Genomic DNA, 21,106 nt, shown 5'->3' on the forward strand with positions numbered 1-21,106 from the left:
AGCCATCGGGTTGTGCATTCCCTTGTAGGAGCGGCCTTGTGTCGCGAAAGGGGCGCAAAGCGCCCCCAAGCTTTTTCTACACCTGTCAAACCCGGTCCGCCCCTTACGAGGGCAACCACTGGAGATCCTGCTTCATGTCCCAACCCATCGTCGTCGCGGCGCTGTACAAGTTCGTCACCCTGGAAGACTACGTCGAGCTGCGCGAGCCGCTGCTCAAGACCATGCTCGACAACAACGTCAAGGGCACCCTGCTGCTGGCCCACGAGGGCATCAACGGCACCGTGTCGGCCACCCGCGAAGGCATCGACGGCCTGCTGGCCTGGCTGCGCAACGACCCGCGCCTGGTCGATGTCGACCACAAGGAATCGTACTGCGACGAACAGCCGTTCTACCGCACCAAGGTCAAGCTCAAGAAAGAGATCGTCACCCTCGGCGTGCCGGGCGTGGACCCGAACCAGGCGGTCGGCACCTACGTCGAGCCCAAGGACTGGAACGCGCTGATCAGCGACCCGGAAGTGCTGCTGATCGACACCCGCAACGACTACGAAGTGGCCATCGGTACCTTCAAGGGCGCCATCGACCCGAAGACCGAAACCTTCCGCGAGTTCCCCGACTACATCAAGGCCAACTTCGACCCCAGCAAGCACAAGAAGGTTGCCATGTTCTGCACCGGCGGTATCCGTTGCGAAAAAGCCTCCAGCTACATGCTCGGTGAAGGCTTCGAGGCGGTCTATCATCTTAAGGGCGGCATCCTGAAATACTTCGAGGAAGTGCCTCAGGAAGAAAGCCTGTGGGACGGCGACTGCTTCGTCTTCGACAACCGCGTCACGGTGCGCCATGACCTGAGCGAAGGCGAGTACGACCAGTGCCACGCCTGCCGCCACCCGATCAATGCAGAGGAGCGCGCGTCCGAGCACTATTCGCCAGGGGTCAGCTGCCCGCATTGCTGGGACACCCTGAGCGAGAAGACCCGGCGTAGCGCCATCGACCGGCAGAAGCAGATCGAGCTGGCCAAGGCCCGCAACCTGCCGCACCCGATCGGTTACAACTACAAAGCCGAGGCTTGATGCATGTCTGCACGCCTGATCTATGTGATGGACCCGATGTGCTCCTGGTGCTGGGGTTTCGCACCCGTGGCCGCGGCCCTGATCGCCCAGGCGCGTGACGCAGGCGTGCCCACCCGCCTGGTGCCGGGCGGGCTGCGTACCGGCGGCAGTGCCCTGGACAGCTCTACCCGCAAGTACATCCTCGAACACTGGCAGGCGGTGGCCGATGCCACCGGCCAGCCGTTCCGCTTCGAGGGGGCCATGCCCGACGGCTTCGTCTACGACACCGAGCCGGCGTGCCGTGCCCTGGTCACCGCCCGCGAACTGGACGCCGAGCGCGTCTGGCCGCTGCTGGCGCTGATCCAGCGTTCGTTCTACGAGCAAGGCGTGGACGTGACCGTTGCGCCGCATCTGGTCGACCTGGCCGAACAGGCAGGCTTCGACCGTGCCGTGTTCGCCGAGGCCTTCGCCCGTGCCGACACCCGCGCCGCCACTGCAGCCGATTTCAGCTGGGCCCAGGACCTGGGCATCGCCGGTTTCCCGACCTTGCTTGCCGAACGCAATGGCCAACTGGCCCTGCTGACCAACGGCTACCAGCCGCTGGAGCGCCTGCAACCCTTGCTCGGCCGCTGGCTGCAGCAGGCCGCCTGTGCTTGATGTGCCTGGGTCACCCGACCCGGTACCGGGCAAACCTCACACTGTGGCCGATCGATTGAGCTGGGCGGAAATCCGCCGCCTGGCCCTGCATCACAAGAAAAACCTCTGGTCCGCCAACCTCATCGCCGTATTGGCGGCCTGCTGCAGCGTGCCTATCCCGCTGCTGCTGCCGCTGCTGGTGGACGAAGTGCTGCTGGGCCATGGCGATGCCGCGCTGAAGTGGATGAACCACCTGCTGCCGTCCAGTTGGCAGGTGGCCGCGGGCTACATCGGCCTGATGCTGCTGCTGACCCTGTGCCTGCGCCTGGCCGCCCTGGCGTTCAACGTGATCCAGGCCAAGCTGTTCGCCGGCCTGGCCAAGGACATCGTCTACCGCCTGCGCATTCGGCTGATCGAGCGGCTCAAGCGCATCTCGCTGAAGGAATACGAAAGCCTGGGCAGCGGCACGGTGACCACTCACCTGGTCACCGACCTGGACACCCTCGACAAGTTCGTCGGCGAAACCCTTAGCCGCTTCCTGGTGGCCATGCTGACCCTGACCGGCACGGCGGCCATCCTGATCTGGATGCACTGGCAGCTGGCCTTGCTGATCTTGCTGTTCAACCCGCTGGTGATCTACTTCACCGTGCAGCTGGGCAAGCGCGTCAAGCACCTGAAAAAGCTCGAGAACGACAGCACCGCACGCTTTACCCAGGCGCTGGCGGAAACCCTCGACGCCATTCAGGAGATCCGCGCCGGCAACCGTCAGGGCTACTTCCTGGGTCGCCTTGGCCTGCGCGCCCGCGAAGTGCGTGACTACGCCGTGGATTCGCAGTGGAAGAGCGATGCCAGTGGCCGCGCCAGTGGCCTGCTGTTCCAGTTCGGCATCGATATCTTCCGCGCCGCGGCCATGCTCACCGTGCTGTTCTCCGACCTGTCGATCGGCCAGATGCTGGCGGTGTTCAGCTACCTGTGGTTCATGATCGGCCCGGTGGAGCAGCTGCTCAACCTGCAATACGCCTACTACGCCGCCGGTGGTGCGCTCAGCCGCCTCAACGAACTGCTGGCACGCGACGACGAGCCGCAGTACCCGGCTGCCAGCGACCCGTTCGCCGGCCGCGAGACGGTGGGCATCGAAGTGCGCGACCTGCGCTTTGCCTATGCCGACGAGCCGGTGCTCGAGCACCTCGACCTGTCCATCGCCCCGGGCGAGAAGGTGGCGATCGTCGGCGCCAGCGGTGGTGGCAAGAGCACCTTGGTGCAGCTGTTGCTGGGCCTCTACAGCGCCCAGGCCGGCACTATCCGCTTTGGCGGTGCCAGCCTGCAGGAAATCGGCCTGGAAACCCTGCGTGAAAACGTCGCGGTGGTATTGCAGCACCCGTCGTTGTTCAACGACACCGTGCGCGCCAACCTGACCATGGGCCGTGACTGCAGCGACGAGGCCTGCTGGCAGGCGCTGCGCATTGCCCAGCTGGATGCCACCATCGCCGCCCTGCCGCAGGGCCTGGACAGTGTGGTGGGGCGCTCCGGCGTGCGCTTGTCCGGTGGCCAGCGCCAGCGCCTGGCCATTGCCCGCATGGTGCTGGCCGAACCCAAGGTGGTGATCCTCGACGAAGCCACCTCGGCCCTGGATGCCGCCACCGAATACAACCTGCACCAGGCCCTGGCGCGCTTCCTCAGCGGCCGCACCACACTGATCATTGCCCACCGCCTGTCGGCGGTGAAACAGGCCGACCGGGTGCTGGTGTTCGACGGCGGGCACGTGGCCGAGGATGGCGACCATCAGCAGCTGATTGCCGAGGGTGGGTTGTATGCCAAGCTTTACGGGCACCTGCAGCAGAGCTGAATTTGTGGCAGCCTGTGCGGGCCCTATCGCCGGCAAGCCAGCTCCCACAGGATTACCACAGGCCTGAGCATTGTGGGGTACCTGTGGGAGCTGGCTTGCCGGCGATAGGGCCGGGAAGGCCGTGCGAAAATCCCCAGGTTCGCTGTCATAAAAAACCCAACCGCGAGGATGGCAAATGGCCTACGCTGTGCTTTGTCTGGGTTGATTTGCGCCTTATCTGCTCTGTGACAGGGACTCCATGAAGGGACATCGCACTCTAGAAGCGCCAAAGCTGCTCGGCATCACCTGGCCCTTCATCGCCGTTGTGGTCTTCCAGGTAGCCTTGGGCAGCCTCAGCCTTTATACGCTCTCGGCCGTGCGTGCCTATGTCGCGGGCGAAAGCCTTTGGTCCAAGGCGCAGAAAGACGCCATCTACTACCTCAACCTGTACGCCGAAACCCGCGACGACAGCACCTACCATCGCTATCGCCAAGCCATCACCGTGCCCCAGGGCGACCACCAGCTGCGCGAAGTGCTGGACCAGCCCAGCCCCGACCTGGACGCCGCGCGCCAGGCCGTGCTGCAAGGCGGCAACCACCCCGACGATGTCGAGCGGATCATCTGGTTCTACCGCAACTTCCGCAACGTCAGTTACATGCAGACGGCCATCGACTACTGGGACATCGGCGACGACTACCTGGGCAAGCTGGATATGCTGGCCATGGAAATGCGCAGCAGCTTCGCCGCTGGCCCGGTGGACGCCCGCACGGTCAGCGACTGGAAGGCGCGCATCGTCACCATCAACGAAGGGGTAACCCCGGCCGCCAAAGCGTTCAGCGATGCCTTGGGCGAGGGCTCGCGCATGCTGCTGCGGGTGCTGCTGATCACCAACCTGCTGACCGCGATGTTCCTGATTGCCATTGCCTGGCGCCGCTCCAGCAAGCTGTTGGCCCAGCGCCAGGCCTTTGCCAGCGCCCTGCAGGAAGAAAAGGAGCGGGCGCAGATCACCCTGCAGGCCATTGGCGATGCGGTGATTACCGCTGACGTGGAAGGCAGTATCGGTTACATGAACCCCGCCGCCGAGCAACTGACCCACTGGCAGGCCGGTCATGCCCAGGGCCTGCCGCTGTCGGCGCTGTTCAGCCTGGTGGACGAGCAGGCCGAGGAAGACGGCCGCAGCCTGGTCGAACAGGTGCTCAGCGGCAGCCTCAAGGGTGGCGCCGAACATGCCCGGCTGATCCAGCGTCTGGACGGTAGCACCGTGTCGGTCAACCTGGTCGGTTCGCCGATCGTCAATGACGGCCAGGTCAGCGGCATCGTGCTGGTGCTGCACGACATGACCCAGGAGCGCCAGTACATCGCCAACCTGTCCTGGCAGGCGACCCACGATGCCCTGACCGGCCTGGCCAACCGCCGCGAGTTCGAATACCGCCTGGAACAGGCGCTCAATGACCTGGCGCGCCAGGCCGGGCGGCATTCGCTGATGTTCCTCGACCTCGACCAGTTCAAGCTGGTCAACGATACCTGCGGGCATGCCGCTGGCGACGAGCTGCTGCGGCACATCTGCGCCGTGCTGCAGTCCGGCCTGCGCGAGGGCGACACCCTGGCCCGGCTGGGTGGTGACGAATTCGGCGTGCTGCTGGAAAACTGCCCGCCCGACCAGGCCGAGCGCATTGCCGAGCAGCTGCGCCAGCTGGTGCAGAGCCTGCATTTCGTGTGGAAAGGGCGGCCGTTCGTCACCACCGTCAGTGTCGGCCTGGTGCACATGGCCCAGTCCCCCGGCACCCTCGAAACCTCGCTGCGCGCCGCCGACATGGCCTGCTACATGGCCAAGGAAAAGGGCCGCAACCGCGTGCAGGTGTACCATGCCGACGACAGCGAGCTGTCCATGCGCTTTGGCGAAATGGCCTGGATCCAGCGCTTGCACGTGGCCCTGGAAGAAAACCGCTTCTGCCTGTACGCCCAGGAAATCGCCCCGCTGAAAACCTTCGAAGGCCCCGGCCATATCGAGATCCTGCTACGCCTGCACGACGAAAGCGGCCGTACCATCCTGCCCAGCAGCTTCATCCCGGCGGCCGAGCGCTACGGCCTGATGACCGCGCTGGACCGCTGGGTTGTGCGCAATGTGTTCCTGGTCATCCGCCAGTGCCTGGACGAAGGGCGCGAGGGGCCGCTGTCGATCTGTGCGATCAACCTGTCGGGGTCGAGCATTGGCGATGACAAGTTCCTCGAATACCTGCAACGCCTGTTCGTCGAATACGCCATTCCGCCGCGGATGATCTGTTTCGAAATCACCGAAACCAGCGCCATAGCCAACCTTGGCAGCGCCATCCGCTTCATCAACGAGTTGAAGGGGCTGGGGTGTCGCTTCTCGCTCGATGATTTCTGCGCTGGCATGTCGTCGTTCGCCTATCTCAAGCATTTGCCCGTGGATTACCTGAAGATCGACGGTAGTTTCGTCAAGGACATGCTCGACGACCCGGTCAACCGGGCCATGGTCGAGGTCATCAACCACATCGGTCACGTAATGGGCAAGCGCACCATTGCCGAATTCGTCGAAACACCCTTGATCGAGCAGGCCTTGCAGGAAATTGGCGTGGATTACGCCCAGGGCTACCTCATCGAACGCCCCCAGGTGTTCACCTGTGACAGTCTGCAGCGCCAACGGATCGCCGCCCGGCCTCTGTTGCAGCGGGCACCTGGCACGTTTCGCTAGCTAGAAATCACAAGGATCAAGGAGCTGAAAGTGATTGACGCATTCGTTCGTATCGGGCCTTTGATGGATCCCGCCAGCTACCCCCAATGGGCCCAGCAACTGATTGAAGACTGCCGCGAGAGCAAGCGCCGGGTAGTGGAGCATGAGTTCTACGCGCGCCTGCGCGATGGCCAGTTGAAGCAATCGACCATTCGCCAGTACCTGATCGGTGGCTGGCCGGTGGTGGAGCAGTTTTCGCTGTACATGGCCCACAACCTGACCAAGACCCGCTATGGCCGTCATCAGGGCGAAGACATGGCGCGGCGCTGGCTGATGCGCAACATCCGTGTCGAGCTCAACCACGCCGACTACTGGGTGAACTGGTGCCAGGCGCATGGCGTGCACCTGCACGAGCTGCAGGCCCAGGATGTGCCGCCAGAGCTGAACGGCCTGAATGACTGGTGCTGGCGCGTGTGCGCCACCGAGAACCTGGCCATTTCCATGGCGGCGACCAACTACGCCATCGAAGGTGCGACCGGTGAATGGTCGGCGGTGGTGTGCTCCACCGACACCTATGCGCTGGGCTTCCCGGAGGATCAGCGCAAGCGGGCGATGAAGTGGCTGAAGATGCATGCCCAGTATGACGACGCGCACCCGTGGGAGGCGCTGGAGATCATCTGCACCCTGGCCGGCGAGAACCCGACCCAGGGGCTGCGCAATGAACTGCGCAAGGCGATTTGCAAGAGTTATGACTGCATGTACCTGTTCCTGGAGCGGTGCATGCAGCTGGAAGGGCGCCAGCAGGGGCGCATGCGCCCGGTGTTGGCAGCGGGCTGATCGCTCTCCAGTCCCGGCCTCTTCGCGGGTAAACCCGCTCCCACAAGTACTGCGCTGCCCTGATGGGCGGTGAATAACCCTGTGGGAGCGGGTTCACCCGCGAAAGGGCCGGTACAGGCAAAAGCCTTACTGGGCGTTGAACGCCTGCCCATTCACCCCTTTGCTGTCCGGCCCCATCAGGTACAGGTACACCGGCATGATCTCTTCCGGCAGCGGGTTGTTCTGCGGGTTCTCGCTGGGGTAGGCCTGTGCCCGCATCGCCGTGCGCGTGGCGCCCGGGTTGATGCTGTTGGAGCGCACCGGTGCCACGCCTTCCAGTTCATCGGCCAAGGTTTGCATCAGGCCCTCGGTGGCGAACTTGGACACGCCATAGGCGCCCCAGTAGGCCCGGCCCTTGCGCCCGACGCTGCTGCTGGTGAACACCACCGAAGCGTCTTCCGACAGCTTCAGCAGCGGCAGCAGGGTGCTGGTGAGCATGAAGGTGGCATCGACGTTGATGTGCATCACGCGCATGAAGTTGTCACCCGACAGCTGCTCCAGTGGCGTGCGCGGGCCGATGATCGAAGCGTTGTTCAGCAGGCCGTCGAGGCGGCCGAACTGGTCTTCGATCATCACCGCCAGTTCGTCGTACTGGTGGGGCAGGGCGGTTTCCAGGTTGAACGGGATCACCACCGGTTGCGGGTGCCCGGCGGCTTCGATCTGGTCGTAGACCTCGTTCAGGTTGGCCTCGGTCTTGCCCAGCAGCAGCACAGTGGCGCCCAGCGCAGCGTAGGCCTTGGCGGCAGCGGCGCCGATGCCGCGGCCGGCACCGGTAACCAGGATGACCCGGCCTTGCAGCAGGTCGGGGCGGGCGGTGTAGTCGAACATGGTAGGTCCTTCGAGTTCGTTGGCGCGGCACCGTCCCCTGTGGGAGCGGGTTTACCCGCGAATGCGCACTATCAGACGCCGGTGTCGCCTGGGCTGGCGCATTCGCGGGTGAACCCGCTCCCACAGGGGCTGTGCTGCGGTCTAGACAGGGTTAGCAGCCGCACAGCGCGCTGTCGATCACTTTGCGCAGTTCCAGCGGGTGGTCCACCACCACATCGGCGCCCCAGTTGTTGGGGTTGTCCTCTGGATGAATATAGCCGTAGCGCACCGCCGCCGTGCGGGTGCCGGCGTCGCGGCCAGACTCGATGTCGCGCAGGTCGTCGCCGACGAACAGTACGCTGGCCGGGTCCAGGCCGAGGGTCTTGCAGGCGAGGATCAGCGGCTCGGGGTCGGGCTTGCTGTTCTTGACGTGGTCCGGGCAGATCAGCAGCGCCGAACGCTCGGCCAGGCCCAGTTGCTGCATGATCGGCTCGGCGAAGCGCACCGGCTTGTTGGTGACCACGCCCCACAGCAGGTTGCCTTTCTCGATGTCGGCCAGCAGCTCGGCCATGCCGTCGAACAGCTTGCTGTGCACCGCGCAGTCGCGCTGGTAGCGCTCGAGGAACTCCAGGCGCAGGGCCTCGAAGCCTTCGGCATCCGGGCTCATGGCGAAGGTCGCGGCGACCATCGCCCGGGCGCCGCCGGAGATCACGTCGCGGATCAGCTTGTCATCGACGGCCGGCAGGCCGCGCTCGGCGAGCATGGCCTGGCAGATGGCGATGAAGTCCGGCGCCGTGTCGAGCAAGGTGCCGTCCATGTCGAAGAGTACTGCTTGCAAACGCATGCTTATTCCTCGCGCAGGGTCTGGATCATGTAGTTGACGTCGACGTCGCTGCTGAGCTTGTAGTGCTTGGTCAGCGGGTTGTAGGTCAGGCCGATGATGTCCTTCACCTGCAGGCCGGCAACGCGGCTCCAGGCGCCCAGCTCGGACGGGCGGATGAATTTCTTGAAGTCGTGGGTGCCGCGCGGCAGCATCTTCAGGATGTACTCGGCGCCGACGATGGCCAGCAGGTAGGCCTTGGGGTTGCGGTTGATGGTAGAGAAGAACACCTGGCCGCCAGGCTTGACCATGCGGTAGCAGGCGCGGATGACCGAAGACGGGTCGGGCACGTGCTCGAGCATTTCCAGGCAGGTGACCACGTCGAACTGTTCAGGCATTTCCTCGGCCAGGGCTTCGGCGGTGATCTGCCGGTATTCCACCTGCACGCCCGACTCCAGCTGGTGCAGCTGGGCCACGGCCAGTGGCGCTTCGCCCATGTCGATGCCGGTGACCGTGGCGCCGCGCAGGGCCATCGCCTCGCTGAGGATGCCGCCGCCGCAACCCACGTCCAGCACTTTCTTGCCGGCGAGGCTGGCGCGCTCGTCGATCCAGTTGACGCGCAGCGGGTTGATTTCGTGCAGCGGCTTGAACTCGCTTTCGCGGTCCCACCAGCGGTGGGCCAGCGCTTCGAACTTGGCGATTTCGGCGCGGTCGACGTTGCTCATTAGAACAGTCCTCTGAAACTTCGCAAAATTGCGCCGGAGTATACCCGAGCGCTCGGCCCCGAGGGTCGCTATAATCGCCGGCTTTTGATATCCGAACGACGGGGAGAGGCGATGCGCGAGCGACTTTTGGCGGCGGAGAAGGTGACCGGGATCCGCTGGCAGGGCGGCGTCTTGCACCTGCTCGACCAACGCCTGCTGCCGTCGGAAGAGCGCTGGCTGGCCTGCGACAATGTCGCGCAGGTGGCAGCGGCGATCCGCGACATGGCCGTGCGCGGCGCCTCGGCCATCGGCATTGCTGCGGCCTATGGCCTGGTGCTGGCCCTGGAAGAGCGGCTGGCCGAGGGTGGCGACTGGGAAATGGACCTGGAAGAAGACTTCCTTGTCCTGGCTGAAGCGCGCCCTACCGCCGCCAACCTGTTCTGGGCGCTGAACCGCATGCGTGAGCGCCTGCAGCGCCTGCGTCCGGACGAAGGCGTGCTGGCGGCGCTGGAGGCCGAAGCGGTGGCCATCCACGAAAGCGACCGGGAAGCCAACCTGACCATGGCCCAGCACGGTATCGAGCTGATCCGCCGCCACCAGGGCAACGCCCAGACCCTGCTCACCTACGGCAACGCCGGCGCCCTGGCCTGTGGTGGTTTCGGCACCGCGCTGGGGGTGATCCGCGCCGGTTACCTGGAGGGCATGGTCGAGCGTGTATACGCCGGCGAGACCCGCCCCTGGCTGCATGGCTCGCGCCTGACCGCCTGGGAGCTGGCCAACGAGGGCATTCCAGTGACCCTGTGCGCCGACTCGGCGCTGGCCCATCTGATGAAAAGCAAGGGCATCACCTGGGTGGTGGTGGGCGCGGACTGCATCGCCGCCAACGGCGACGTGGCCAGCAAGATCGGCACCTACCAGCTGGCGGTCAGCGCCATGCACCATGGCGTACGTTTCATGGTGGTGGCGCCGAGCACCAGCATCGACCTGAACCTGGCCACGGGCGAGGACATCCCGCTGGAAGAGCGCGCTGCCGACGAGTTGCTGGACATTGGCGGTACCCGCGTGGCGCCGGATGTCGAGGTGTTCAACCCGGTGTTCGACGTGACCCCGGCGGACTTGATCGACGTGATCGTGACCGAGCGCGGCATCGTCGAGCGGCCGGATGCCGCCAAACTGGCACAATTGATCTGCCGCAAGCGCCTGCACTGATAGTCGTAGCGCCTGTGCCGGCCTCTTCGCGGGTAAACCCGCTCCCACAGGGATAGCACAAGGCCTGAGGGCGGTGGTGTACCTGTGGGAGCGGGTTTACCCGCGAAGAGGCCGGCACAGGCTACAAAAAATCCAGATTCAACCTCGTGTGAGGCCACCTGCCACATCTCCCCACCGCCCCTGCCTTTGTGATAACATCCGGCAGTTTCCAAGACCGCCCACCACGGCGGCCTTCATTGCGCAGATCCATGGCACAACTCATTGATTTGTCGTAAGTCGTCGCACCCTTATGCGCTGCGGCGGCGAGCTTCGTTCGGCCCTTGATGGAGCTGCGAAGTTTCACCAGAAAAAGGAATCAGGCTTCTCATGGGCGAACTGGCCAAAGAAATCCTCCCGGTCAATATCGAAGACGAACTGAGACAGTCTTACCTCGACTACGCGATGAGCGTGATTGTCGGGCGAGCGCTGCCCGATGCGCGTGACGGCTTGAAGCCCGTGCATCGTCGCGTTCTCTATGCGATGAGCGAACTGGGCAACGACTGGAACAAGCCGTACAAGAAATCCGCCCGTGTGGTCGGTGACGTGATCGGTAAGTACCACCCGCACGGCGACACCGCGGTCTACGACACCATCGTGCGTATGGCCCAGCCGTTCTCGCTGCGCTACCTGCTGGTCGACGGCCAGGGCAACTTCGGTTCGGTGGACGGCGACAACGCCGCAGCCATGCGATACACCGAAGTGCGCATGGCCAAGCTGGCCCACGAGCTGCTGGCCGACCTGCACAAGGAGACCGTCGACTGGGTGCCCAACTACGACGGCACCGAGCAGATCCCGGCGGTCATGCCGACCCGTATTCCCAACCTGCTGGTCAACGGTTCCAGCGGTATTGCCGTGGGCATGGCGACCAACATCCCGCCGCACAACCTCGGCGAGGTCATCGATGGCTGCCTGGCACTCATCGACAACCCCGAAGTCACCATCGATGAGCTGATGCAGCACATCCCTGGCCCGGACTTCCCGACTGCCGGCCTGATCAACGGCCGCCAGGGCATCATCGAGGCCTATCGTACCGGTCGTGGTCGCATCTACATGCGTGCCCGCTCCGAGATCGAAGACATCGACAAGGTCGGTGGCCGCCAGCAGATCGTGGTTACCGAGCTGCCGTACCAGCTGAACAAGGCTCGCCTGATCGAGAAGATCGCCGAGCTGGTCAAAGAGAAGAAGATCGAAGGCATCACCGAGCTGCGCGACGAGTCCGACAAGGACGGCATGCGCATCGTCATCGAGCTGCGTCGCGGCGAGGTGCCGGAGGTGGTGCTCAACAACCTCTACCAGCAAACCCAGCTGCAGAGCGTATTCGGCATCAACGTGGTGGCCCTGGTCGACGGCCGTCCGCGCCTGCTCAACCTCAAGGACCTGCTCGAAGCGTTCGTGCGTCACCGCCGTGAAGTGGTGACCCGCCGTACCGTGTTCGAGCTGCGCAAGGCCCGCGAACGCGGCCATATCCTCGAAGGCCAGGCGGTCGCGCTGTCCAACATCGACCCGGTCATCGCCCTGATCAAGGCCTCGCCGACCCCGTCGGAAGCCAAGGAAGCCCTGATCTCCACTGCCTGGGAATCCAGTGCCGTGCAGGTCATGGTCGAGCGCGCCGGCGCCGATTCCTGCCGCCCCGAGGACCTGCCGGAGCAGTACGGCCTTCGTGAAGGCAAGTACTACCTGTCGCCGGAACAGGCCCAGGCCATTCTCGACCTGCGCCTGCACCGCCTGACCGGCCTCGAGCACGAGAAGCTGCTGGCCGAGTACCAGGAAATCCTCGAGCAGATCGGCGAACTGATCCGCATCCTCAGCAGCGCCGAGCGCCTGATGGAAGTGATCCGCGAAGAGCTGGAAGCCATCCGCGCCGAATATGGCGATGCCCGCCGTACCGAAATCCTCGATGCGCGCCACGACCTCAACTACGGCGACATGATCCCGGAAGAAGAGCGCGTGGTGACCATCTCCCACGGCGGCTACGCCAAGACCCAGCCGCTGTCCGCCTACCAGGCCCAGCGCCGTGGCGGCAAAGGCAAGTCGGCTACCGGGGTGAAGGACGAGGACTACGTCGAGCACCTGCTGGTTGCCAACAGCCATGCCACCCTGCTGCTGTTCTCCAGCAAGGGCAAGGTGTACTGGCTGAAGACCTACGACATCCCTGAAGCGTCCCGCGCCGCCCGCGGCCGCCCGCTGGTCAACCTGTTGCCGCTGGAGGAGGGTGAGCGCATCACCGCCATGCTGCAGATCGACCTCGAGGCCCTGCAGCAGAACGCTGACGCCGACGAAGAGCTGGAGGACGCGGAAGACACCGTGCTCGAAGGCGAAGTGGTCGAGGCCGAGGAAGTGGACGAGGAAGACGGCGACACCCCTGAGTGGGTGGCCGAGCCGACCGGCGCCTACATCTTCATGGCCACTGCTTCGGGTACCGTGAAGAAGACCCCGCTGGTGCAGTTCGCCCGTCCGCGCTCCAACGGCCTGATCGCTCTGAAGCTGAAGGAAGGTGACACCCTGATCGCCGCGGCCATCACCGACGGTGCCAAGGAAGTCATGATGTTCTCCGACGCCGGCAAGGTGATCCGCTTCGCTGAAAGCGTGGTGCGCGAGATGGGCCGTAACGCCCGTGGCGTGCGCGGCATGAAGCTGGGCAAGGGCCAGCAGATCATCTCCATGCTGATCCCGGAATCCGGCGCGCAGATCCTCACCGCCTCCGAGCGTGGCTTCGGCAAGCGCACACCGCTGTCCAAGTTCCCGCGTCGCGGCCGTGGTGGCCAGGGCGTGATCGCCATGGGTACCAAGGGGCGCAACGGCCTGCTGATCGGCGCCATCCAGGTGCAGGAAGGCGAAGAGATCATGCTGATCTCCGACCAGGGCACGCTGGTGCGTACCCGCGTTGGCGAAGTGTCCAGCCTGGGCCGTAACACCCAGGGCGTGACCTTGATCAAGCTGGCTACCGACGAGACGCTGGTGGGCCTGGAGCGCATCCAGGAGCCTTCCGAGGACGAACTCGATGATGTGATCGAGACGGACGAAGAGGGCGTCGAGGCTGAAGCGCCAGACAACGAAGAAGCTGCTGGTGCCGAAGAGGCCCCGCAGGAGTAAGCAAGCGTAAAACCCGAACGGGGCGACCAAGGTCGCCCCGTTTGACTGATCAGGCCAGGTCATTGGGGCCGCTGTGCGGCCCATCGCCGGCAAGCCGGGCTCCCACAGGTTCAGCGCGAGCTTTGAGGGTTGCGCGGCCCTTGTGGGAGCTGGCTTGCCTGCGATGGCCTGCAAGGCAGGCCCATGACAGGCGACACAGTTTTAGTTGGCCGGCACCGAATTACGATTTTGTACCATTTGGCAGAGCGAGAGTGGATGTGAGCAAACGAGCCTTTAACTTCTGCGCAGGCCCTGCCGCGCTTCCTGACGCTGTTCTGCAGCGCGCCCAGGCCGAGATGCTGGATTGGCGTGGCAAGGGCTTGTCGGTGATGGAAATGAGCCATCGCAGCGACGATTACGTGGCCATCGCCGAAAAGGCCGAGCAGGACCTGCGTGACCTGCTGTCCGTCCCCTCCAACTACAAGGTGCTGTTCCTGCAGGGCGGCGCCAGCCAGCAGTTCGCCGAAATCCCGCTGAACCTGCTGCCGGAAAACGGCACCGCCGACTACATCGAAACCGGCATCTGGTCGAAAAAGGCCATCGAGGAAGGGCGCCGCTTCGGCAACGTCAACGTCGCCGCCAGCGCCAAGCCCTACGATTACCTGGCCATCCCGGGCCAGAACGAGTGGAAGCTGACCAAGAACGCTGCCTACGTGCACTATGCGTCCAACGAGACCATCGGTGGCCTGCAGTTCGACTGGGTGCCGGAAACCGGTGACGTACCGCTGGTGGTCGACATGTCGTCCGACATTCTCTCGCGCCCGATCGACGTGTCGCAGTACGGCCTGATCTACGCCGGCGCGCAGAAGAACATCGGCCCGAGCGGCCTGGTAGTGGTGATCGTGCGCGAAGACCTGCTGGGCCGCGCCCGCAGCAGCTGCCCGACCATGCTCGACTACAAGGTCTCGGCCGACAACGGCTCGATGTACAACACCCCGGCCACCTACTCCTGGTACCTCTCGGGCCTGGTGTTCGAATGGCTGAAAGAGCAGGGTGGCGTCGATGCCATGGAGCAGCGCAACCGTGCCAAGAAAGACCGCCTGTACGGTTTCATCGACAGCAGCGAGTTCTACACCAACCCGATCAGCCACAACGCCCGTTCGTGGATGAACGTGCCGTTCCGCCTGGCTGACGAGCGTCTGGACAAGGCCTTCCTCGCCGGCGCCGATGCCCGTGGCCTGCTCAACCTCAAGGGCCACCGTTCGGTAGGCGGCATGCGCGCCTCCATCTACAACGCCCTGGGCCTTGAAGCAGTCGAAGCCCTGGTGGCCTACATGACCGAATTCGAGAAGGAGCACGGCTGATGTCCGAGCACGAACTGAAGGCGCTGCGCGTTCGCATCGACAGCCTCGACGAGAAGATCCTCGAGCTGATCAGCGAGCGCGCCCGTTGCGCCCAGGAAGTGGCCAAGGTCAAGACCGCTTCGCTGGCGGAAGGCGAGAAGCCGGTGTTCTACCGCCCCGAGCGTGAAGCAGCCGTGCTCAAGCGCGTGATGGAGCGCAACAAGGGCCCGCTGGACAACGAAGAGATGGCGCGGCTGTTCCGCGAAATCATGTCGTCGTGCCTGGCCCTGGAAGAGCCGCTGAAAATCGCCTACCTCGGCCCTGAAGGCACCTTCACCCAGGCAGCGGCCATGAAGCACTTCGGCCACGCGGTGATCAGCCGGCCGATGGCGGCCATCGACGAAGTGTTCCGCGAAGTGGCGGCCGGTGCCGTCAACTTCGGCGTGGTACCGGTGGAAAACTCCACCGAAGGCGCGGTCAGCCACACCCTGGACAGCTTCCTCGAGCACGACATGGTGATTTGCGGCGAGGTCGAGCTGCGCATCCACCACCACCTGCTGGTGGGCGAGAACACCAAGACCGACAGCATCACCCGCATCTACTCCCACGCCCAGTCGCTGGCCCAGTGCCGCAAGTGGCTGGACGCGCACTACCCGAATGTGGAGCGCGTGGCCGTGTCGAGCAATGCCGAGGCGGCCAAGCGGGTCAAGGGCGAGTGGAACTCGGCGGCGATCGCCGGCGACATGGCGGCCAACCTGTACGGTTTGACCCGCCTGGCCGAAAAGATCGAAGACCGCCCGGACAACTCCACGCGCTTCCTGATGATCGGCAGCCAGGAAGTGCCGCCGACCGGCGACGACAAGACCTCGATCATCGTTTCGATGAGCAACAAGCCGGGTGCCTTGCACGAGCTGCTGGTACCGTTCCACCAGAACGGCATCGACCTGACTCGCATCGAGACCCGCCCATCGCGCAGCGGCAAGTGGACCTACGTGTTCTTCATCGACTTCGTCGGCCACCACCGCGACCCGCTGATCAAGGCGGTGCTCGAGCAGATCAGCCAGGAGGCTGTGGCGCTGAAGGTGCTGGGTTCGTATCCGAAGGCGGTGCTTTGATCGAAGATTGCCGGGGCCGCTGTGCGGCCCATCGCCGGCAAGCCAGCTCCCACAGGGGCCGCACAAATCTCATGGCATGCGCCGTACCTGTGGGAGCTGGCTTGCCGGCGATGGGCTGCAAAGCAGCCCCCTGCGGTCTCAAAGACTGTCCTGACTTCTGAACAGGGTTCGCACCAGTGGTAAAAGCAGTAACAACCAAACCCGCACCAATCATCAACCGCCTGGTCGTGGTCGGCCTCGGCCTGATCGGTGGCTCGTTCGCCAAGGGCCTGCGTGAAAGCGGCCTGTGCCGCGAAGTGGTCGGTGTCGACCTGGACGCGCCCTCGCGCAAGCAGGCCGTGGCCCTGGGCGTGGTCGATCGCTGCGAGGAAGACCTTGCTGCCGCCTGTGTCGGTGCCGATGTCATCCAGCTGGCCGTGCCGATCCTGGCCATGGAAAAACTGCTGGCCCGCCTGGCCCAGCTCGACCTTGGCGATGCTGTCATCACCGACGTCGGCAGCGCCAAGGGCAACGTAGTGCGCGCCGCGCGGGAAGTGTTTGGGGGGCGCCTGCCGCGCTTCGTCCCCGGCCACCCCATCGCCGGCTCCGAGCAGAGCGGGGTAGAGGCCTCCAACGCCACCCTGTTCCGTCGGCACAAGGTCATCCTCACGCCGCTGGCCGAAACCGACCCGGCCGCCCTGGCCCTGGTCGACCGCCTGTGGCGCGAGCTGGGCGCCGATGTGGAGCACATGTCGGTCGAACGCCACGACGAAGTGCTTGCCGCCACCAGCCACCTGCCGCACCTGCTGGCCTTCGGCCTGGTCGATTCACTGGCCAAGCGCAATGAAAACCTCGAGATCTTCCGGTACGCTGCGGGAGGCTTCCGCGATTTCACGAGAATCGCCGGCAGCGACCCGACCATGTGGCACGACATCTTTCTCGCCAACCGCGACGCTGTCCTGCGCACGCTTGATACATATCGCAGCGATCTCGACGCCTTGCGCGACGCGATCGCTGAAGGGGACGGGCACCAGCTGCTGGGTGTATTCACCCGCGCACGCGTTGCCCGCGAGCATTTCAGTAAAATCCTGGCCCGCCGGGCCTATGTGGACGCTATGAACGCCAACGATCTGATTTTCCTGGCCCAACCGGGTGGCCGCCTGTCAGGGCGAATCCGCGTACCGGGCGACAAGTCGATTTCCCACCGCTCGATCATGCTCGGCTCGCTGGCCGAAGGCACCACCGAGGTCGAAGGCTTCCTCGAGGGTGAGGACGCGCTGGCGACCCTGCAGGCATTCCGTGACATGGGTGTGGTCATCGAAGGCCCCAACCACGGTCGCGTGACCATTCACGGCGTCGGCCTGCACGGCCTCAAGCCGCCACCCGGGCCGCTTTACGTGGGCAACTCGGGTACCTCGATGCGCCTGCTGTCGGGCCTGCTGGCCGGCCAGCCGTTCGACGTGACCATGACCGGCGACGCTTCGCTGTCCAAGCGCCCGATGAACCGTGTGGCCAACCCGCTGCGCGAAATGGGTGCCGTGGTCGAGACCGGCCCTGAAGGCCGCCCGCCGCTGACCATCCGCGGTGGCCACAAGCTCAAGGCGCTGACCTACACGCTGCCGATGGCCAGTGCCCAGGTCAAATCCTGCCTGCTGCTGGCCGGCCTGTACGCCGAAGGCAAGACCACCGTCACCGAGCCTGCGCCAACCCGTGACCACACCGAGCGCATGCTGCGCGGCTTCGGCTACAGCGTCGACAGCAACGGCCCGGTGGCCTCGCTGCAGTCCGGCGGCAAGCTCACTGCCACCCGTATCGAAGTACCGGCCGACATTTCCTCGGCAGCGTTCTTCCTGGTGGCGGCGTCCATCGCCGAAGGTTCCGAACTGGTGCTGGAGCACGTTGGCATCAACCCGACGCGTACCGGCGTGATCGACATCCTGCGCCTGATGGGCGGCGACATCACTCTGGAAAACCAGCGTGAAGTCGGCGGCGAGCCGGTGGCCGACCTGCGTGTGCGTGGTGCCAAGCTGAAGGGTATCGACATCCCTGAAGAGCTGGTGCCACTGGCCATCGACGAGTTCCCGGTGTTGTTCGTCGCCGCTGCCTGCGCCGAAGGGCGTACCGTGCTGCGTGGTGCCGAGGAGCTGCGGGTGAAGGAATCCGACCGTATCCAGGTCATGGCCGACGGTCTGATCACCCTGGGAATCAAGTGCGAGCCGACCCCGGACGGCATCATCATCGACGGCGGCCAGTTGGGCGGCGGCGAAGTGCATGGCCACGGTGACCACCGTATCGCCATGGCCTTCAGCGTTGCCTCGCTGCGCGCCAGCGCACCGATCCGCATCCACGATTGCGCCAACGTCGCCACCTCGTTCCCCAACTTCCTGGCGCTGTGCGCCGAGGTGGGCATCCGCGTGGCGGAAGAGGGCAAGTCGTGAGTGCCCTGGCGCCGGTCATCACCATCGACGGGCCAAGCGGCTCGGGCAAGGGTACGGTCGCCGGGCTGCTGGCCCGCGAGCTGGGCTGGAGGTTGCTGGACTCTGGCGCGCTGTACCGTCTGCTGGCGTTCAACGCCAGCAACCACGGCGTCGACCTGACCAACGAAGAGTTGCTGACCAAGCTTGCCGCCCATCTGGATGTGCAGTTCATCGCCGCCGAGCCCGGTAAGCTGCAACAGATCATCCTCGAGGGCGAGGACGTCAGCAACGTCATCCGCACCGAAACCGTCGGCGCCGGTGCCTCGATGGTTGCTTCGCTGCCGGCCGTGCGTGATGCGCTGCTGGTGCGCCAGCGCGAATTCCGCGAGGCGCCGGGCCTGATCGCCGACGGTCGCGACATGGGCACCGTGGTGTTCCCGGACGCGCCGTTGAAAGTCTTCCTCACCGCCAGCGCGGAGGAGCGGGCGCGTCGCCGCTACCTGCAGTTGAAGGGCAAGGGTGAAGATGTTAGTCTGTCGAGTCTGCTGGATGAGATTCGTGCGCGTGATGAGCGCGACACCCAACGTGCAGTGGCCCCGCTGAAGCCAGCGGTCGATGCCATTCAGTTGGACTCTACCGAGTTGTCCATCGAGCAGGTGTTGCAACGTATCAGGAGCGAGATCGCACTGCGCGACCTTCTCTGATAGCCAGGAAAGCAGGCAGGGGCACCAGTCAACGTCCTGCCGGCTTTCCTTTACTTAAAACAAACCCACATTGTCTGGAATGTGGCTATGGGCGTCTGTTTCGCCCGAATCTACAGGAATTAAAATGAGCGAAAGCTTTGCAGAACTCTTTGAAGAAAGCCTGAAAACCCTCAATCTTCAGCCGGGTGCCATCATCACCGGTATCGTTGTCGACATCGACGGCGACTGGGTTACCGTACACGCTGGCCTGAAGTCCGAGGGCGTCATCCCGCTCGAGCAGTTCTACAACGAAGCTGGCGAGCTGACCATCAAGGTCGGTGACGAAGTTCACGTTGCGCTGGACGCGGTCGAAGACGGCTTTGGCGAAACCAAACTGTCCCGTGAAAAAGCCAAGCGCGCCGAGTGCTGGATTGTTCTGGAAGCAGCTTTCGCCGCCGAAGAAGTGGTCAAGGGCGTTATCAACGGTAAGGTTAAGGGCGGCTTCACTGTCGACGTTAACGGCATCCGTGCGTTCCTGCCGGGCTCCCTGGTTGATGTCCGCCCTGTGCGCGACACCACCCACCTGGAAGGCAAAGAGCTGGAATTCAAGGTCATCAAGCTGGACCAGAAGCGCAACAACGTTGTCGTTTCCCGTCGCAGCGTGCTGGAAGCCGAGAACAGCGCCGAGCGCGAAGCCCTGCTGGAAACCCTGCAGGAAGGCCAACAGGTCAAGGGTATCGTCAAGAACCTCACCGACTACGGCGCCTTCGTGGACCTGGGCGGTATCGACGGCCTGCTGCACATCACCGACATGGCTTGGAAGCGCATCAAGCACCCATCGGAAATCGTTAACGTTGGCGACGAAGTCGACGTACGCGTTCTGAAGTTCGACCGTGAGCGCAACCGCGTTTCGCTGGGTCTGAAGCAGATGGGCGAAGATCCGTGGGTAGCTATCACTGCCCGTTACCCAGAAGGTACTCGCGTACAGGCTCGCGTTACCAACCTGACCGACTACGGCTGCTTCGCTGAGCTGGAAGAAGGCGTTGAAGGTCTGGTACACGTTTCCGAAATGGACTGGACCAACAAGAACATCCACCCGTCGAAAGTCGTTCAGGTTGGCGACGAAGTGGAAGTCATGGTTCTGGACATCGACGAAGAGCGTCGTCGTATCTCCCTGGGCATCAAGCAGTGCAAGTCCAACCCATGGGAAGACTTCTCCGGCCAGTTCAACAAGGGTGACAAGATCACCGGTACCATCAAGTCGATCACCGACTTCGGTATCTTCATCGGCCTGGACGGCGGCATCGACGGTCTGGTTCACCTGTCCGACATCTCCTGGAACGAAACCGGCGAAGAAGCCGTGCGTCGTTTCAAGAAGGGCGACGAGCTGGAAACCGTCATCCTGTCGGTCGACCCAGAGCGCGAGCGCATCTCCCTGGGCATCAAGCAGCTGGAAGACGATCCGTTCTCCAACTTCGTTGCTGTCAATGACAAGGGCGCTATCGTCAAGGGCATCGTGAAAGAAGTTGACGCCAAAGGCGCCATCGTCACTCTGGCCGACGACATCGAAGCTACTCTGAAAGCTTCCGAAATCAGCCGTGACCGCGTTGAAGACGCGCGTAACGTCCTGAAGGAAGGCGAAGAGATCGAAGCCAAGATCATCAGCGTTGACCGCAAGTCCCGCGTTATCAGCCTGTCCATCAAGTCGAAGGACGATGCTGAAGAGCGCGAAGCCATCCAGAGCCTGAAAAACGCTCCGGAAGCGGCTGCCGACACCACCATGGCTGCGCTGCTGCGCGAAGCAATGGCCAAGCAGAACTGAGTTCTGTTTGATCGGTAA

The 21,106-nt window shown here is 64.0% G+C and carries 15 protein-coding genes; 12 read left to right on the forward strand and 3 right to left on the reverse strand.

Going from position 1 to position 21,106, the window contains the following annotated elements:
- The first annotated feature begins 134 nt into the window (after positions 1–134).
- The 5 genes from CAG46_RS12065 (at position 135) to CAG46_RS12085 (ending at position 7,039) form a co-directional block, all read left to right on the forward strand.
- Positions 135–1,067 carry a rhodanese-related sulfurtransferase gene (locus tag CAG46_RS12065; protein WP_025338092.1) on the forward strand — a complete coding sequence of 311 codons (933 nt, stop codon included), beginning with the start codon at positions 135–137 and terminating at the stop codon, positions 1,065–1,067.
- A 3-nt stretch (positions 1,068–1,070) separates the two neighbouring features.
- Positions 1,071–1,703 (forward strand): DsbA family protein, encoded by a 633-nt coding sequence (locus CAG46_RS12070; RefSeq protein ID WP_025338093.1) that lies wholly within the window; start codon positions 1,071–1,073, stop codon positions 1,701–1,703.
- Positions 1,696–3,528 (forward strand): ABC transporter ATP-binding protein, encoded by a 1,833-nt coding sequence (locus CAG46_RS12075; RefSeq protein WP_075044054.1) that lies wholly within the window; start codon positions 1,696–1,698, stop codon positions 3,526–3,528. Before CAG46_RS12070 ends, CAG46_RS12075 begins: the two co-directional genes overlap by 8 nt.
- Positions 3,529–3,766: 238 nt before the next feature.
- Positions 3,767–6,223, forward strand: a complete 2,457-nt coding sequence (locus CAG46_RS12080; RefSeq protein WP_085617668.1) for an EAL domain-containing protein — start codon at positions 3,767–3,769, stop codon at positions 6,221–6,223.
- A gap of 30 nt (positions 6,224–6,253) precedes the next feature.
- Complete coding sequence (locus CAG46_RS12085; RefSeq protein WP_075044056.1) at positions 6,254–7,039, forward strand: TenA family transcriptional regulator; 786 nt, start codon at positions 6,254–6,256, stop codon at positions 7,037–7,039.
- Positions 7,040–7,165: 126 nt separating this feature from the next.
- Here CAG46_RS12085 and CAG46_RS12090 read toward each other — a convergent pair whose 3' ends face one another.
- The 3 genes from CAG46_RS12090 to ubiG all read right to left on the reverse strand — a co-directional run bounded on the left by CAG46_RS12090 (position 7,166) and on the right by ubiG (position 9,430).
- A complete protein-coding gene (locus CAG46_RS12090; protein WP_025338096.1) occupies positions 7,166–7,906 on the reverse strand; it encodes a YciK family oxidoreductase in 741 nt (246 codons plus the stop codon).
- A 151-nt stretch (positions 7,907–8,057) separates the two neighbouring features.
- Positions 8,058–8,729, reverse strand: coding sequence for an N-acetylmuramic acid 6-phosphate phosphatase MupP (mupP, locus tag CAG46_RS12095; protein ID WP_085617670.1), 672 nt, complete (start codon positions 8,727–8,729; stop codon positions 8,058–8,060).
- Positions 8,730–8,731: 2 nt separating this feature from the next.
- Positions 8,732–9,430 carry a bifunctional 2-polyprenyl-6-hydroxyphenol methylase/3-demethylubiquinol 3-O-methyltransferase UbiG gene (gene ubiG, locus CAG46_RS12100; RefSeq protein WP_025338098.1) on the reverse strand — a complete coding sequence of 233 codons (699 nt, stop codon included), beginning with the start codon at positions 9,428–9,430 and terminating at the stop codon, positions 8,732–8,734.
- Between the two features lie 111 nt (positions 9,431–9,541).
- Here ubiG and mtnA point away from each other — a divergent pair, with 111 nt between their 5' ends.
- From mtnA to rpsA, 7 genes are all read left to right on the forward strand, one after another.
- Positions 9,542–10,618, forward strand: a complete 1,077-nt coding sequence (mtnA, locus tag CAG46_RS12105; RefSeq protein WP_025338099.1) for an S-methyl-5-thioribose-1-phosphate isomerase — start codon at positions 9,542–9,544, stop codon at positions 10,616–10,618.
- A gap of 366 nt (positions 10,619–10,984) precedes the next feature.
- A complete protein-coding gene (gene gyrA / locus CAG46_RS12110) occupies positions 10,985–13,750 on the forward strand; it encodes a DNA gyrase subunit A (protein WP_085589990.1) in 2,766 nt (921 codons plus the stop codon).
- Positions 13,751–14,007: 257 nt separating this feature from the next.
- Complete coding sequence (serC, locus tag CAG46_RS12115) at positions 14,008–15,093, forward strand: 3-phosphoserine/phosphohydroxythreonine transaminase (protein ID WP_025338101.1); 1,086 nt, start codon at positions 14,008–14,010, stop codon at positions 15,091–15,093.
- Entirely contained in the window at positions 15,093–16,187 is a 1,095-nt protein-coding gene (gene pheA, locus CAG46_RS12120) for a prephenate dehydratase (protein ID WP_025338102.1), read from the forward strand. The genes serC and pheA overlap by 1 nt, the downstream gene beginning before the upstream one ends.
- A gap of 209 nt (positions 16,188–16,396) precedes the next feature.
- Positions 16,397–18,604 (forward strand): bifunctional prephenate dehydrogenase/3-phosphoshikimate 1-carboxyvinyltransferase, encoded by a 2,208-nt coding sequence (locus CAG46_RS12125; protein ID WP_238067670.1) that lies wholly within the window; start codon positions 16,397–16,399, stop codon positions 18,602–18,604.
- A complete protein-coding gene (gene cmk / locus CAG46_RS12130) occupies positions 18,601–19,287 on the forward strand; it encodes a (d)CMP kinase (RefSeq protein WP_003260862.1) in 687 nt (228 codons plus the stop codon). The genes CAG46_RS12125 and cmk overlap by 4 nt, the downstream gene beginning before the upstream one ends.
- A 124-nt stretch (positions 19,288–19,411) precedes the next feature.
- The gene (rpsA, locus tag CAG46_RS12135) at positions 19,412–21,088 is read left to right on the forward strand and encodes a 30S ribosomal protein S1 (RefSeq protein ID WP_003252673.1); all 1,677 of its coding nucleotides are present in this window, start codon (positions 19,412–19,414) and stop codon (positions 21,086–21,088) included.
- Positions 21,089–21,106: the final 18 nt, after the last annotated feature.

Origin of the sequence: Pseudomonas sp. B23(2017) (assembly GCF_002113725.1) — a bacterium.
GTDB classification, from domain to species: Bacteria; Pseudomonadota; Gammaproteobacteria; order Pseudomonadales; family Pseudomonadaceae; genus Aquipseudomonas; species Aquipseudomonas putida_Z.